The following is a 12,904-nucleotide window of genomic DNA, read 5'->3' on the forward strand; positions in this document are numbered from 1 at the left end:
TTCCAGACAAGGAGTGTGGGCTATGGGTGCTCAGAACGGGAAAGACCTTTTGATCAAGGTCGATGTGGATGGCAGCGGCACGTTTGAAACGCTGGCGGGGCTGCGGGCGACGCGGATCAGCTTCAATGCGGAAGCGGTGGATGTGACTTCGCTTGAGAGCGATGGCGGGTGGCGTGAGTTGCTGGCCGGTGCAGGCGTGCGGAGTGTCGCGATCTCGGGTGCCGGTGTGTTCAAGGATGCGAGCACGGATGAGCGGGCGCGGCAGATCTTTTTCGACAACCAAACGCCTGCGTTTCAGGTGATCATCCCGGATTTCGGCGTGGTGCAGGCACCGTTTCAGGTGACCGGGCTGGAATATGCCGGGTCGCACAACGGCGAGGCAACGTATGAGTTGTCGCTGGCCTCGGCCGGTGTTGTGGCGTTCACGGCGGCGGCGTGACGATGGCGAACCCCTGGCGCGGAGAGGTGACGCTGATGATCGACGGCGAACCGCATGTGCTGCGGCTTACGCTGGGGGCGCTGGCGGAGCTGGAGGCGGGGTTGAAGGCGGACACGCTGGTCGATCTCGTGGCACGCTTCGAGGGCGGGGGCTGTTCAAGCCGGGATGTGCTGGCGCTGATCGTGGCGGGGTTGCGCGGCGGGGGCTGGAGCGGCAGCGCGGCGGATTTGCTGGCAGCGGAGATCGAGGGCGGGCCACTGGCGGCGGCGCGGGTGGCGGCGGAATTGTTGGCGCGGGCGTTCACACCAGTGGGTGAGGGATGAGCCGCTTTGACTGGCCTGCGCTGATGCGTGCCGGAGTCCGCGGGTTGGGACTGCGCCCAGCTGAGTTTTGGGCGCTGACGCCTGCAGAGTTGCATCTGCTGCTGGGGGGCGGGAATGCGCCTTTGGGCCGGAGCGGGTTGGACGCGCTGATGGCGGCGTATCCGGACACACAGGGGGAACGCGATGATTGAATTGGACGGCATTGATGGGTTCGAGGCGCAGGTGAGTGCGTTGGAAGAGGCGCTGGCGGGTGCATCGAGCATGGCGGGTGGCTTTCAGGCCGAAATGGCGAAGGTGCGCGAGTCGTTGTCGGAGACAGGCAAGGGTGCTGCCAAGCTTGAGGGCGCGCTGAACAGCGGACTGAGCCGGGCGATTGATGGGATCGTGTTTGACGGGATGAAGCTGTCGGACGCGCTGGGCACGATTGCGCAATCGATGATCGGGGCGAGTTATCGCGCGGCGGTGAACCCGGTCAAGGAACATCTGAGCGGGATGGTGATGCAGGGGATCAGCAACCTGCTGCCCTTTGCCAATGGGGCGTCGTTTGCGCAGGGGCGGGTGATGCCGTTTGCGGATGGCGGCGTGGTGCATGGTCCGACGGCGTTCCCCATGCGGGGGGGTGTCGGTTTGATGGGTGAGGCCGGGCCAGAGGCGATCATGCCCTTGGCGCGCGGCGCTGATGGCAAGCTGGGTGTGCGCGGTGGCGGGGGTGGACGTGCGGTGAACGTTGTCATGAACATCTCAACCCCCGATGTGCAGGGGTTCCGGCGGTCGCAAAGCCAGATCGCGGCGCAGATGGGCCGGGTGCTTGGCTCGGGTCAGCGGAACCTGTGAGGAGAGCTTGCGATGCAGTTTCATGAGGTACGGTTTCCAACGGCGCTGAGCTTTGGCTCTATCGGGGGGCCGGAGCGGCGGACGGATGTGGTGACGCTGGCGAGCGGGTTCGAGGAGCGGAATACGCCGTGGGCGCACTCGCGCAGGCGGTACGACGCGGGGATCGGGCTGCGGTCGATGGACGATATCGACACGCTGATCGCGTTCTTCGAAGCACGGCGCGGGCAGATGTACGGGTTTCGCTGGAAGGACTGGGCGGATTTCAAATCGTGCAAGCCGTCAGCGCAGATCGCGGCTACGGATCAGGTGATCGGGACCGGGGATGGCGTGGCGACGGAGTTTGCGTTGAGTAAGGCGTATGTGTCGGGGGATGCGGTCTATGCGCGTCCGGTGGTGAAGCCAGTTGCCGGGACGGTACTGGTGGCATTGGACGGTGTGGCGCAGGTCGAAGGGGCGAGTTTCTCGGTCGATGTGGTGAACGGGGTGGTGTCGTTGTTTGTTGCGCCATCGGCGGGGGTCTCGGTGACGGCGGGGTTCGAGTTCGATGTGCCGGTGCGGTTCGATACGGATCGCATCCAGACCTCGGCTGCGACATTCCAGGCGGGTGAGGTGCCGGATGTGCCGGTGGTGGAGCTGCGGGTATGAGCGGGGCGGAAGCACTTGCCGCGCATTTGGGGACGGGTGTCACCACGGTGGCGCGGGCCTGGGAGGTGCGGCGCAGGGATGGGCGGCGGTTCGGGTTTACGGATCATGATCTGGACCTGAGTTTCGACGGTCTGGTGTTCCGCGCGGATACCGGCATGAGCGCCGCGGCGGTGCAGCAGGGCACAGGGCTGTCGGTGGACAACAGCGAAGCGATTGGCGCGTTGTCGGATGCCAGCGTCACCGAAGCTGACATCGCTGCTGGGCGGTTCGACGGGGCCGAGGTGACGGCGTGGCTGGTCAACTGGGCGGATGTGTCGGCGCGCAAGGTTCTGTTTCGGGGATCGCTGGGTGAGATCACCCGCACTGGTGGCGCGTTCACGGCGGAGTTGCGGGGGCTGACAGAGTGGCTCAATCGGCCTGTGGGTCGGGTGTACCAAGCGCCGTGTCTGGCGGTGCTCGGAGATGCGGCCTGTAGGGTGGATACTGAGGCGTCGGGCATGTGGGCCGAGGCGGTTGTCACGTCTGTCACGGCAAAAGGGGGATTGGGTCTGTCCGGGGCCAGCGGGTTTGAGGCGCAATGGTTTCAGCGGGGTCGATTGACGGTGCTGGACGGTGCAGCGGAGGGGCTTTGGGCGGTGATCAAGCGCGATGTGCTGTTCGAGGATGGCGCGCGTGAGGTCGATCTGTGGGAGCCTTTGCGGGCGGCGGTCGCCGTTGGGGATCGGGTCAAGCTGATCGTCGGGTGTGACAAGCGGTTCGAGACCTGTCGGATGAAGTTCGACAATGTGGTCAACTTTCAGGCGTTTCCGGACATTCCGCAGGAGGAGTGGGTGATGATCCATCCAACAGCAACGCGGTCACGCGGTGGTGGGAGCTTGCGGTGAGGGGGGATTTGGTCGTCGCCGAGGCGCGGCGCTGGATCGGGACGCCTTATATGCATCAGGCAAGTCTGGTCGGGGCCGGGGCAGATTGTCTGGGGTTGCTGCGCGGCGTGTGGCGCGGGCTTTATGGGGGCGAGCCGTGTTGCGTGCCTGCCTACACGCCCGATTGGTCGGAGCCGCAGGGGGATGAGGTGCTGTGGTGCGGGCTGTCGGAGTTGATGTCCGCCAAACCGCTGGAAGATGAAGCTCCGGGCGACGTGATCCTGTTTCGCATGCGGGACCGTTCGGTGGCGAAACATCTGGGGCTTCAAACACGTATCGGGGCCGAGGCGCGGTTCATCCATGCCTATTCGGGGCATGGCGTTATGGAAACGGCGCTGAGTGCGCCCTGGCAGCGGCGTATCGTGGCGCGGTTCGCGTTCCCCGACATTCAGGAAGGATAGAGCGATGGCGACACTGGTTCTTTCGGCGGCGGGTGCTGCGCTGGGCAGCAGCCTTGGCGGGTCGGTGCTTGGGTTGTCCATGACCGCCGTGGGCCGGTTTGCGGGTGCCACTTTGGGCCGGGCCATTGACCAGCGGGTGCTGGGCGGCGGAGCGCGGTCAATCGAGACCGGGCGGATGGACCGGTTGCGGCTGAGCACAGCGGGCGAGGGGCAACCGATCCCGCAGATCTTTGGCCGGATGCGGGTGGGCGGGCACATCATCTGGGCCACGCAATTCAAGGAACACGTGTCCAAATCAGGGGGTGGCAAGGGGCTGTCCGCGCAGCCAACGATCAAGGAATACAGCTATTCGGTGAGCCTTGCCGTGGCCTTGTGCGAGGGCGAGATCACCAGCGTGAACCGGGTCTGGGCGGATGGGGCCGAGGTGTCGGTGCATGATCTGAACATGGTGGTCTATCCGGGATCGCAGGACCAGTTGCCGGACCCGAAGATGGAGGCGGTCGAGGGTGTGGGTTTGGTGCCCGCCTATCGAGGCACGGCTTATGTCGTGTTTGAGGATTTGGACCTGAGCCGGTTCGGCAACCGTGTGCCGCAGTTTTCTTTCGAGGTGACGCGCCCGGTGCAGGACGATGCCGAGGATGTGCCGTTCAACATTCGCGCGGTCGCGATGATCCCCGGAACGGGGGAGTATTCGCTGGCCATGGAGGCCGTGTCGCTGGATGGGGGCGCGGGCAAGTCCAACACCGTCAACGTGAACAGCCCGTCGGACCGGGCGGATTTTGTCACATCGCTCAAGCACTTGCAGGATGAGGTGCCCGATTGCGGGGCGGTGTCGTTGGTCGTAAGCTGGTTCGGCAGTGACCTTCGCTGTGGGGAGTGCGTGATCCAGCCGAAGGTCGAGCAGACCGAGGCGGACAGTGCCTCGATGCCCTGGCAGGTGAGCGGGCTTGTGCGGGCCGATGCCGGTTTGGTGCCGGTTGAAGAGGGGCGTCCGGTCTATGGCGGAACACCGTGCGATGCGTCCGTTGTGCAGTCGATCCAAGATATGACAGCTAAGGGGCTGGAGGTTCTGTATTATCCGTTCATCCTGATGGAGCAGATGCCGGGGAACGGTTTGCCGAACCCGTGGACAGGGGAGGGAGAGCAACCCAAGCTGCCGTGGCGCGGGCGGATCACGGCAAGTGTCGCTCCGGGGCAGGTGGGGGATATCGCGGGAACGACTGCGGTTGATGCCGAAGTGGCGGCGTTCTTTGGCGGCGCTCAGGTTGGCGATTTTGTCGTTGAGGAGGGTGTGGTCCTCTATGCGCCGGGAGGTTTGGACCTTGGCGGTGACGATGAGGAAGAGGTGCCGCAGGACTGGGGGTATCGCCGCTTTATCCTGCATCAGGCGTATCTCTGTGCCGTTGCAGGGGGGGTAACCGCGTTCTGTATCGGGTCCGAGATGCGGAGCCTGACACAATTGCGGGGGGCAACCGGCTTTCCAGCGGTCGAGGCGCTGCGGGTGCTGGCGGCGGAGTGTCGGGCGATCCTCGGACCGGGGGTGAAGATCGGCTATGCGGCGGATTGGTCGGAGTATTTCGGCTATCATCCTCAGGATGGCAGCGGGGATGTGTATTTCCACCTTGATCCGCTTTGGGCCGATCCGAATATCGACTTCATCGGGATCGACAATTACATGCGCTTGTCCGATTGGCGGGATGGGCAGGACCATGCCGATGCTGGTTGGGGGTCGATCTATGACCTCGATTACCTGAGGGCCAATGTGGCCGGAGGTGAAGGCTACGATTGGTACTACCCGTCGCAAGAAGCGCGGGATTTGCAACTGCGCGCGCCCATCACCGATGGGGCTTATAACGAGCCGTGGGTCTGGCGCTACAAGGACATTCGCAACTGGTGGTCGCAGCCGCATCACAACCGGGTGGGCGGCGTGCGGCAGGCCGTGCCGACGGCATGGGTGCCTGAGAGCAAGCAAATATGGTTTACAGAAATTGGTTGTGCGGCTGTCAACAAGGCCACAAATGAGCCGAACAAGTTTCTGGATCCAAAAAGCTCGGAAAGCACGTTGCCGGCCTATTCAAATGGGCTGCGGGATGAGTTGATTTAGCATCAGTACCTGCGGGCGATGCTGAGTTATTGGGGCAATCCGGCGAACAACCCGGTGTCGGGTGTTTACGGTGAGCCCATGATCGACATGGGACGGGTGTTCGTCTGGGCGTGGGACGCGCGGCCCTATCCGTGGTTTCCGAACACGGACGAGATGTGGTCGGACGGGCCGAACTACCGGCGCGGGCACTGGATCAACGGCCGGGTGTCGGGGCGCACATTGGCGTCGGTTGTGGCCGAGATTTGTGCACGCTCCGGGTTGCAGGACTATGATGTGAGCCGGCTTTATGGGTTTGTGCGCGGATATCTTGCGCCGGATGTGTCGGATGCTCGGCGGGTGTTGCAACCGCTGATGCTGGCTTTCGGGTTCGATGCGATTGAACGGGACGGGGTGGTTGTGTTCCGCAACCGCGATGGCGCGCGGGCCGTCACGCTGGATATGGCGCAGCTTGCCCTGCATGACGAACTTGGCAGCGAGGTGGCGCAATCGCGCAGCTCCGAAGCGGACATGTCGGGCCGGGTGCGGTTGAACTTTGTCGAGGCAGATGGGGATTATCGCAATATCTCGGAGGAATCCGTCCTGCCGGACGAGGGCACGCACGCGGTTGCCGAAAGCGAGGTGCCGCTGCTCTTGACGCGGCCCGAGGGACGGCAAGCGGTGGAACGCTGGCTGAGCGAGGCACGGGTCTCGCGGGACGCGGTGCGCTTTGCGCTGCCCTTGTCGCAACAGGCGCTGGGCGCGGGGGATAGGGTGCGTTTGCCGCGCGAGGCGGGCGACATGACGGTGCGCATCGACCGCGTGGAGCAAACCACGCATCAACTGATCGACGCGGTGCGGGTTGAGCCGGAGGTGTACCAACCTGCGGATTTCCCGGATGATCCGACGCCATCACGGCGGTTTGTGACCTCGGGGCCAGTGCTGCCTCTGTTCCTCGATCTGCCGCTTATCACGGGCGACGAGGTGCCCCATGCCCCGCATCTGGCGGTGACCGCAGACCCATGGCCCGGCGATGTGGCCGTTTATGACGCGGCCGAAGATGCGGGATACGTCTTGAACGGGCTTGTCGGAGTGGCATCGACCGTAGGGGTTACATTGTCTCCGGTGGCACGCGCGCCGTCTGGGCTGGTGGACCATGCAACGCAGATCGAAGTGGCGCTGACGTCGGGTAGCCTGTTCTCGGTCAGCGAGACAGGGTTGCTGGGTGGGGCAAACCTAGCTGCCATCGGATCTGGTGATCCGGGCGGGTGGGAGATCATCCAGTTCCAGACGGCAGAGTTGATCGGTCCTGGGCTTTGGCGGTTGCGTCATCTGCTGCGAGGGCAGTTCGGGACCGACGCGCTGACGCCAGAGGTTTTGGCCAAGGGCGCGTATTTCGTGCTGCTGGATGGTACGACGCGACAGATCGCATTGGCGTCGGCACTGCGGGGGCAGGCGCGGCACTTCCGGGTTGGTCCGGCGGACAAGGCTTATGACCACGCTGCGTATCAGCATTCGGTTCAGGCTTTTGCCGGGAACGGATTGCGACCCTACAGCCCCGTGCATCTGAGCGCCGAGGCGGTAGCCGGCGGATTGTCGGTGACATGGATCCGCCGTGCGCGGTTGGATGCCGACGGCTGGGACTTGCCCGAGATCCCTTTGGGCGAAGATCGCGAGGCATACGCGCTGAAGGTTCTGAGCGGTGGGGCGGTGGTTCGGAGCGTGGAGCTGACAGCATCAGAATGGGTCTATACCACGGCCATGCAGTCCGAAGATGGTGCTACCGGAGCGGTGGGTATCGAGGTTGCGCAGGTTTCGGATCGGTTCGGTGCCGGACCGGCTGCTCGTGTCACGGTCGCGCTGTGACGCCCGTGATCTACAATGATGTGTTGGCAGCGGTATCTGTTTTGTCCGCTGCGCCACCGGAGCGCCACGCCGAGATGATAATGGCGCTGATCCGGGAGGCAGATCAGGCCGAGTTATATCGACAGCACTACCGGTCTGCACATCCGGTCTTTGGTGATGGCAGCCTGATGGGAGCGGCGCAGCGCCACGCGCATCGCGGATCGGTTTCTTTTGAATGTGCAGCGGGATTAACGGCTTGGATTGGCGTTCTTGAGGCGCTCAGGGCGCGGCACGAAACGTCCAAAGGCGCGGTTTAAGGTGCGGCAGACCCTGTTTGGGCGATCAGGCACGTCGGACCTTTTGCGCATTCCGGGCGCTGATCCTTGCCATCACAGCTTTGCGTTTTCGAATTTGGATCCTATCTGCTAAAGTCAGACCGTCAAAGGAGAGATGGCATGGCTGAAACACGCGCGAAACTCGCATCGGTCGACCCGGTTTGGGGACGCATCGTCAAGGAAGCGGACGAGGCAGTGGCCAAGGAGCCGCTTTTGGGCGGAATGATCCATTATTCGGTGTTGCACCACCCGAGCCTTGAGCGGGCGCTGAGCTACCGGATTTCGCTCAAGCTCGCCAATGGTGAGATGACCGAGCAGATCCTGCGCGAGATTTGTGACGAGGCCTTTGCCTCGGATCCGAGCCTCGCCATGGCGGCGCGCGCGGATATCGTGGCGGTGTACGAGCGCGACCCGGCCTGCCATCGGTTCCTTCAGCCTTTGCTGTTCTTCAAGGGATTCCAGGCGATCCAGTGCTACCGCGTTGGCAATTGGCTCTGGCGGCAGGGGCGGACGGATCTCGCCTATTTCGTGCAGATGCGGTGTTCCGAGGCGTTTGGCGTCGACATTCACCCGGCGGCGAAGATCGGGCAGGGGATCATGATCGACCACGCCCACTCTATTGTGATCGGGGAAACGGCGGTTGTCGGAGATAATGTCTCGATGCTGCATTCGGTGACGCTGGGCGGGACCGGCAAGGAAGAGGAAGACCGCCATCCGAAGATCGGTGATGGTGTTCTGATTGGAGCCGGGGCCAAGGTGCTGGGCAATATCAAGGTCGGCAATTGCTCGCGCGTTGCAGCCGGATCGGTGGTTTTGGAAGAGGTGCCGCCCTGCAAGACGGTGGCGGGTGTGCCGGCACGGATCGTGGGCGAGGCCGGCTGTTCGCAGCCAGCGATCAGCATGGATCAGATTTTGCGCTCCGGCGCGTGATGTGAGGAAGGCGATGCGGTCACGCATCGCCTGTTTCCTTTGACGGAAACATTTGGAGGCGCTGCCCCCGTCGCCCTGATGGGTGACTCCCCCGAAGTATTTTTGAACCAGAGAAGACCGGGTCAGGCCAGCATGGCCATCGGGTTTTCCAGATTGTCGACAATGGCTTGCAGGAGTTCCGCGCCAAGCGCGCCGTCGATCACGCGGTGATCGACTGAGAGCGTCATGGACATCACCGTTGCGACGGTCAGATTTCCGTCTTCTCCGACAACCGGTTTTTTCATCCCGGCCCCGACCGCAAGGATTGCACCGTGGGGTGGGTTGATGACCGCATCGAAATTCTCGATCCCGAACATGCCAAGGTTGGAGATGGCGAAGCTGCCGCCCTGATACTCGTGCGGGGCCAGCTTGCGGTCACGAGCGCGGGTGGCGAGGTCTTTCATCTCGGCAGATAGGGCGGACAGGGATTTCTGATGTGCATCTTTCAACACGGGTGTGAAGAGGCCGCCTTCGATGGCCACGGCAACGGCCACATCGGATGGTTCCAGTTGCAGGATGCGGTCACCGGCCCAGACAGCATTGGCGGCAGGCACCTGTTGCAGCGCGAGCGCGCAGGCTTTGATGATGAAGTCGTTGACGCTGAGTTTGACACCGCGTTTTTCAAGCTGCGCGTTGAGCTGGGTGCGGAAGGCCATCAGCGGGTCGAGGGTGACGGACCGGCGCAGGTAGAAATGCGGGATGGTCTGTTTCGCCTCGGTAAGTCGCGCCGCGATGGTCTTGCGCATGCCGTCGAGCGGCAGTTCCGTGTAGGCGCGGCCTTCGTACATGCGGGCAATTGTGCTGGCGTCGACCAGTTTTGCGGCTGCGGCTGGCGTGGCGGTGGGTGTTGCCGCTTGGGCCGGGGCGGCAACGGGCTGCGCTTTGGCCCCTTCGACATCGGCTTTCACAATGCGTCCGCGTGGGCCGGAGCCTGTGATCTGGCTCAAATCCAGACCTTTGTCGGCTGCTATGCGACGCGCGAGGGGCGATGCGAAGACGCGGTCCCCGCTTTTGATTGGCGCGGGGGGCGCTGCCGTAGGGGTGGATGCAGCTGCAGCCTCGGCGGGCTTGGCCGGGGCCGCTTTGGGGGCGGGTGCGGTCTCCAGATCATTGGCACTTTCGCCGTCTTCGAGCAGGACAGCGATGGGGGTGTTGACCTTGACCGCTTCGGTACCCTCGGCCACGAGGATCTTGCCGATCACGCCGTCATCCACAGCCTCGAATTCCATCGTTGCCTTGTCGGTTTCGATCTCTGCAATCACGTCGCCCGAAGACACCGCGTCGCCTTCCTTGACCAACCATTTCGCGAGCGTGCCCTCTTCCATCGTTGGAGACAGGGCGGGCATGAGAATTTCGATGGGCATGTCAGGTCTCCTCGATCAGGGTGATGAGGTCATAAGGGTCTTTGGGCGTTTTCCCGGATTTCAGCGCAGCCACGGCCTTGGTGATCTGGCGCTTGTGTGCCCCTATCCATTCATAGGCCGCTTGATGCGAGGGGCGCGCCTCGTTCGGGAACCTGTCCATCAGGCATTCCGGAACGAAGGCCGCGCCCTCTGGCGTGACCACGTGATAGGCCTCGCGCGCGACATCGCGGGTGCGGACGGTCAGGTCTTCGCTCATCGGTAGCAGACCTTTTTGGCCGCTTCGACCACCTCGGCCGTGGTCACCAGCGCGTGTTTTTCGAGGTTCGCGGCATAGGGCATGGGCACGTCCTTGCCCGTCAGGTTCAGCACTGGCGCATCGAGGTAGTCAAACGCGCGTTCCATGATGACGGCCGACAGGTGGTTGCCGATGGCACCGACGGGGAAGCCTTCCTCGACCGTGATGCAGCGGTTGGTTTTCTGAACGCTTGCGATCACCGTATCATAGTCGATCGGGCGCAGCGTGCGCAGGTCGATCACCTCGGCTTCGATCCCACCTTTTGCAAGCTTTTCAGCGGCGTCCAGCGCGTAAGTCATGCCGATGCCGAAGCTGACGATGGTCAGATCAGACCCTTCGCGCCAGACACGGGCCTTGCCGAAGGGGACGGTGTAATCTTCGATCTCGGGCACTTCGAAGGTTTTGCCATAGAGAATTTCATTTTCGAGGAAGATCACCGGGTTCGGATCTCGGATCGCGGTTTTCAGCAGGCCTTTGGCGTCGGAGGCCGAGTAGGGCATCACCACCTTGAGGCCGGGGATGTGCGCGTACCAGGCGGCGTAGTCCTGCGAGTGCTGCGCGCCGACGCGCGCGGCAGCACCATTGGGGCCACGGAACACCATCGGGGCGCCCATCTGGCCGCCGGACATATAGAGTGTCTTGGCGGCGGAATTGATAATCTGGTCAATGGCTTGCATCGCGAAGTTGAACGTCATGAATTCGACGATCGGGCGCAGTCCGCCAAAGGCGGCACCCACGGCAATGCCTGCGAAACCATGTTCGGTGATCGGTGTGTCCATCACCCGGCGCGCGCCAAATTCGTCCAGCAGGCCTTGGCTGATCTTGTAGGCACCCTGGTATTCGCCGACCTCTTCGCCCATGAGGAACACGTCCTCGTCGCGGCGCATTTCTTCGGCCATCGCGTCGCGCAGGGCTTCGCGTACGGTCGTTTGCTTGGTCTTGGTGCCTTCGGGCCAAGGGGCTTCGGCCTTGGGTACCACCAAGGCGGGTTCCGCTGCCGCAGGTTTGGTAGGGGCACTCGGTGCCGCTACGACCGGTGATGCCGTCTCCGCCGGGGCTGAAGGTGTCGCGTCTGCGACGCTTTCTCCATCTTCCACCAGCACTGCAATCGGAGTGTTGACCCGGACGCCTTCGGTGCCTTCGGGGATCAGGATCTTGCCGACGATGCCTTCGTCCACGGCCTCGAACTCCATCGTCGCCTTGTCGGTTTCGATCTCGGCCAGGATGTCGCCGGCATTGACCCTGTCGCCTTCCTTGACCAGCCATTTGGCCAATGTGCCTTCTTCCATGGTGGGCGAGAGGGCGGGCATGAGTACTTCGGTCGCCATCACACGGCCTCCTCTGCGTAGATGTCGGTCCACAGCTCATCAAGGCTGGGTTCCGGGCTTTCGCGGGCGAAATCGGCGCTGGCGTTGACGATGGCCTTGATCTCTTTGTCGATGGCCTTGAGATCGTCCTCGGTGGCGTGGCCGCCCTGCAGAAGCATCTCGCGGACATGTTCGATGGCGTCACGTTCCTCGCGCATTTTCTGCACTTCTTCGCGGGTGCGGTACTTGGCCGGGTCCGACATCGAATGGCCGCGATAACGGTAGGTTTTGACCTCCAGGATGTAGGGGCCTTTGCCAGAGCGGCAGTGCTTGACCGCCTTGTCGCCCGCTGCCTTGACCGCAAGCACATCCATGCCATCCACGGCTTCGCCTGGGATGCCAAAGGCGACGCCGCGGGTGTGCAGATCGGGGGTCGAGGTTGACCTGCGCTGTGCGGTTCCCATGGCGTACTGGTTGTTTTCAATGACAAAAATCACCGGAAGCTGCCAGAGAGCGGCCATGTTGAACGTCTCGTAGACCTGTCCCTGATTGGCCGCACCATCGCCGAAATAGGTGAAGGTCACACGGTCCGTGCCCTTGTACTTGTCGGCAAAGGCAAGTCCGGCACCCAACGGCACCTGTGCGCCGACGATGCCATGGCCGCCGTAGAAATGCTTCTCTTTCGAGAACATGTGCATGGAGCCGCCTTTGCCCTTGGAATAGCCGCCCTCGCGTCCCGTGAGTTCGGCCATCACGCCGTTCGGGTCCATGCCGCAGGCCAGCATATGCCCGTGGTCCCGATAAGAGGTGATGCGCTTGTCGCCCTCACTGGCCGCCGCTTCCAGCCCGACGACCACGGCTTCCTGCCCGATATAAAGGTGACAGAACCCGCCGATGAGGCCCATCCCGTAAAGCTGACCGGCCTTTTCTTCGAACCGACGGATCAGCAGCATGTCGCGGTAATAGGCCGTCAGTTCCTCTGCCGAGACATTCGGCAGGCTCGTGGCCTTTGCCGATGTTTTCCGTGCCGCCATGGGGCGCCTCCCTGCAAGAAGTTTAGCGTTAAACTTTTTGCCGAAGCCTACGATCAACGCTCCGTCAAAGGCAAGGGGCGATCGTGATCCGGATTTTGGCGAATTTTGGC

The 12,904-nt window shown here is 63.0% G+C and carries 13 protein-coding genes and 1 pseudogene; 10 read left to right on the forward strand and 4 right to left on the reverse strand.

Annotated features, from left to right (window positions below):
• The first annotated feature begins 22 nt into the window (after window positions 1-22).
• From ACMVPR_RS04005 to cysE, 10 genes and pseudogenes are all read left to right on the forward strand, one after another.
• On the forward strand, window positions 23-439 hold the full coding sequence (locus tag ACMVPR_RS04005; RefSeq protein WP_416881814.1) for a phage major tail protein, TP901-1 family: 417 nt from the start codon (window positions 23-25) through the stop codon (window positions 437-439).
• 2 nt (window positions 440-441) lie between these two features.
• Window positions 442-762: a gene transfer agent family protein gene (locus ACMVPR_RS04010; RefSeq protein WP_416881815.1), complete on the forward strand. Its 321-nt coding sequence runs from the start codon at window positions 442-444 to the stop codon at window positions 760-762.
• Complete coding sequence (locus tag ACMVPR_RS04015) at window positions 759-953, forward strand: rcc01693 family protein (RefSeq protein WP_416881816.1); 195 nt, start codon at window positions 759-761, stop codon at window positions 951-953. Before ACMVPR_RS04010 ends, ACMVPR_RS04015 begins: the two co-directional genes overlap by 4 nt.
• Window positions 946-1,596: a phage tail tape measure protein gene (locus ACMVPR_RS04020; protein ID WP_416881817.1), complete on the forward strand. Its 651-nt coding sequence runs from the start codon at window positions 946-948 to the stop codon at window positions 1,594-1,596. Before ACMVPR_RS04015 ends, ACMVPR_RS04020 begins: the two co-directional genes overlap by 8 nt.
• A gap of 12 nt (window positions 1,597-1,608) precedes the next feature.
• The gene (locus tag ACMVPR_RS04025) at window positions 1,609-2,241 is read left to right on the forward strand and encodes a TIGR02217 family protein (RefSeq protein ID WP_416881818.1); all 633 of its coding nucleotides are present in this window, start codon (window positions 1,609-1,611) and stop codon (window positions 2,239-2,241) included.
• On the forward strand, window positions 2,238-3,125 hold the full coding sequence (locus tag ACMVPR_RS04030; RefSeq protein ID WP_416881819.1) for a DUF2163 domain-containing protein: 888 nt from the start codon (window positions 2,238-2,240) through the stop codon (window positions 3,123-3,125). The genes ACMVPR_RS04025 and ACMVPR_RS04030 overlap by 4 nt, the downstream gene beginning before the upstream one ends.
• Window positions 3,122-3,565: a peptidase gene (locus ACMVPR_RS04035; protein ID WP_416881820.1), complete on the forward strand. Its 444-nt coding sequence runs from the start codon at window positions 3,122-3,124 to the stop codon at window positions 3,563-3,565. The genes ACMVPR_RS04030 and ACMVPR_RS04035 overlap by 4 nt, the downstream gene beginning before the upstream one ends.
• 4 nt (window positions 3,566-3,569) lie before the next feature.
• Window positions 3,570-7,511, forward strand: a pseudogene (locus ACMVPR_RS04040) (baseplate multidomain protein megatron).
• 80 nt (window positions 7,512-7,591) lie between these two features.
• The gene (locus ACMVPR_RS04045) at window positions 7,592-7,807 is read left to right on the forward strand and encodes a hypothetical protein (protein ID WP_416881821.1); all 216 of its coding nucleotides are present in this window, start codon (window positions 7,592-7,594) and stop codon (window positions 7,805-7,807) included.
• 138 nt (window positions 7,808-7,945) lie between these two features.
• Window positions 7,946-8,755, forward strand: coding sequence for a serine O-acetyltransferase (gene cysE / locus ACMVPR_RS04050; protein ID WP_085629650.1), 810 nt, complete (start codon window positions 7,946-7,948; stop codon window positions 8,753-8,755).
• Between the two features lie 122 nt (window positions 8,756-8,877).
• Here the strand turns inward: cysE and ACMVPR_RS04055 are convergent, their stop codons facing one another.
• Genes ACMVPR_RS04055 through pdhA form a run of 4 tightly spaced genes read right to left on the reverse strand, consistent with a single transcriptional unit; the run spans window position 8,878 to window position 12,794 of the window.
• Window positions 8,878-10,158 (reverse strand): pyruvate dehydrogenase complex dihydrolipoamide acetyltransferase, encoded by a 1,281-nt coding sequence (locus ACMVPR_RS04055; RefSeq protein WP_416881822.1) that lies wholly within the window; start codon window positions 10,156-10,158, stop codon window positions 8,878-8,880.
• Window position 10,159: 1 nt separating this feature from the next.
• Window positions 10,160-10,414 (reverse strand): hypothetical protein, encoded by a 255-nt coding sequence (locus ACMVPR_RS04060; protein WP_416881823.1) that lies wholly within the window; start codon window positions 10,412-10,414, stop codon window positions 10,160-10,162.
• Complete coding sequence (locus ACMVPR_RS04065) at window positions 10,411-11,781, reverse strand: pyruvate dehydrogenase complex E1 component subunit beta (RefSeq protein WP_416881824.1); 1,371 nt, start codon at window positions 11,779-11,781, stop codon at window positions 10,411-10,413. Before ACMVPR_RS04065 ends, ACMVPR_RS04060 begins: the two co-directional genes overlap by 4 nt.
• Complete coding sequence (gene pdhA / locus ACMVPR_RS04070; protein WP_416881825.1) at window positions 11,781-12,794, reverse strand: pyruvate dehydrogenase (acetyl-transferring) E1 component subunit alpha; 1,014 nt, start codon at window positions 12,792-12,794, stop codon at window positions 11,781-11,783. The genes ACMVPR_RS04065 and pdhA overlap by 1 nt, the downstream gene beginning before the upstream one ends.
• Window positions 12,795-12,904 lie beyond the last annotated feature (110 nt).

This window comes from Marivita sp. (assembly GCF_048006345.1).
Classification (GTDB): domain Bacteria; phylum Pseudomonadota; class Alphaproteobacteria; order Rhodobacterales; family Rhodobacteraceae; genus Marivita.

What these genes read in the sequence shown, in the direction of transcription:
- ACMVPR_RS04005 (WP_416881814.1), top strand. Translation starts at nt 23, where the DNA reads ATGGGTGCTCAGAACGGGAAAGACCTTTTGATCAAGGTCGATGTGGAT.
- ACMVPR_RS04015 (WP_416881816.1), top strand. Translation starts at nt 759, where the DNA reads ATGAGCCGCTTTGACTGGCCTGCGCTGATGCGTGCCGGAGTCCGCGGG.
- ACMVPR_RS04055 (WP_416881822.1), bottom strand. Translation starts at nt 10,158, where the DNA reads ATGCCCATCGAAATTCTCATGCCCGCCCTGTCTCCAACGATGGAAGAG.
- ACMVPR_RS04030 (WP_416881819.1), top strand. Translation starts at nt 2,238, where the DNA reads ATGAGCGGGGCGGAAGCACTTGCCGCGCATTTGGGGACGGGTGTCACC.
- pdhA (WP_416881825.1), bottom strand. Translation starts at nt 12,794, where the DNA reads ATGGCGGCACGGAAAACATCGGCAAAGGCCACGAGCCTGCCGAATGTC.
- ACMVPR_RS04065 (WP_416881824.1), bottom strand. Translation starts at nt 11,781, where the DNA reads ATGGCGACCGAAGTACTCATGCCCGCCCTCTCGCCCACCATGGAAGAA.
- ACMVPR_RS04025 (WP_416881818.1), top strand. Translation starts at nt 1,609, where the DNA reads ATGCAGTTTCATGAGGTACGGTTTCCAACGGCGCTGAGCTTTGGCTCT.
- ACMVPR_RS04010 (WP_416881815.1), top strand. Translation starts at nt 442, where the DNA reads ATGGCGAACCCCTGGCGCGGAGAGGTGACGCTGATGATCGACGGCGAA.
- ACMVPR_RS04020 (WP_416881817.1), top strand. Translation starts at nt 946, where the DNA reads ATGATTGAATTGGACGGCATTGATGGGTTCGAGGCGCAGGTGAGTGCG.
- cysE (WP_085629650.1), top strand. Translation starts at nt 7,946, where the DNA reads ATGGCTGAAACACGCGCGAAACTCGCATCGGTCGACCCGGTTTGGGGA.
- ACMVPR_RS04060 (WP_416881823.1), bottom strand. Translation starts at nt 10,414, where the DNA reads ATGAGCGAAGACCTGACCGTCCGCACCCGCGATGTCGCGCGCGAGGCC.
- ACMVPR_RS04045 (WP_416881821.1), top strand. Translation starts at nt 7,592, where the DNA reads ATGGCGCTGATCCGGGAGGCAGATCAGGCCGAGTTATATCGACAGCAC.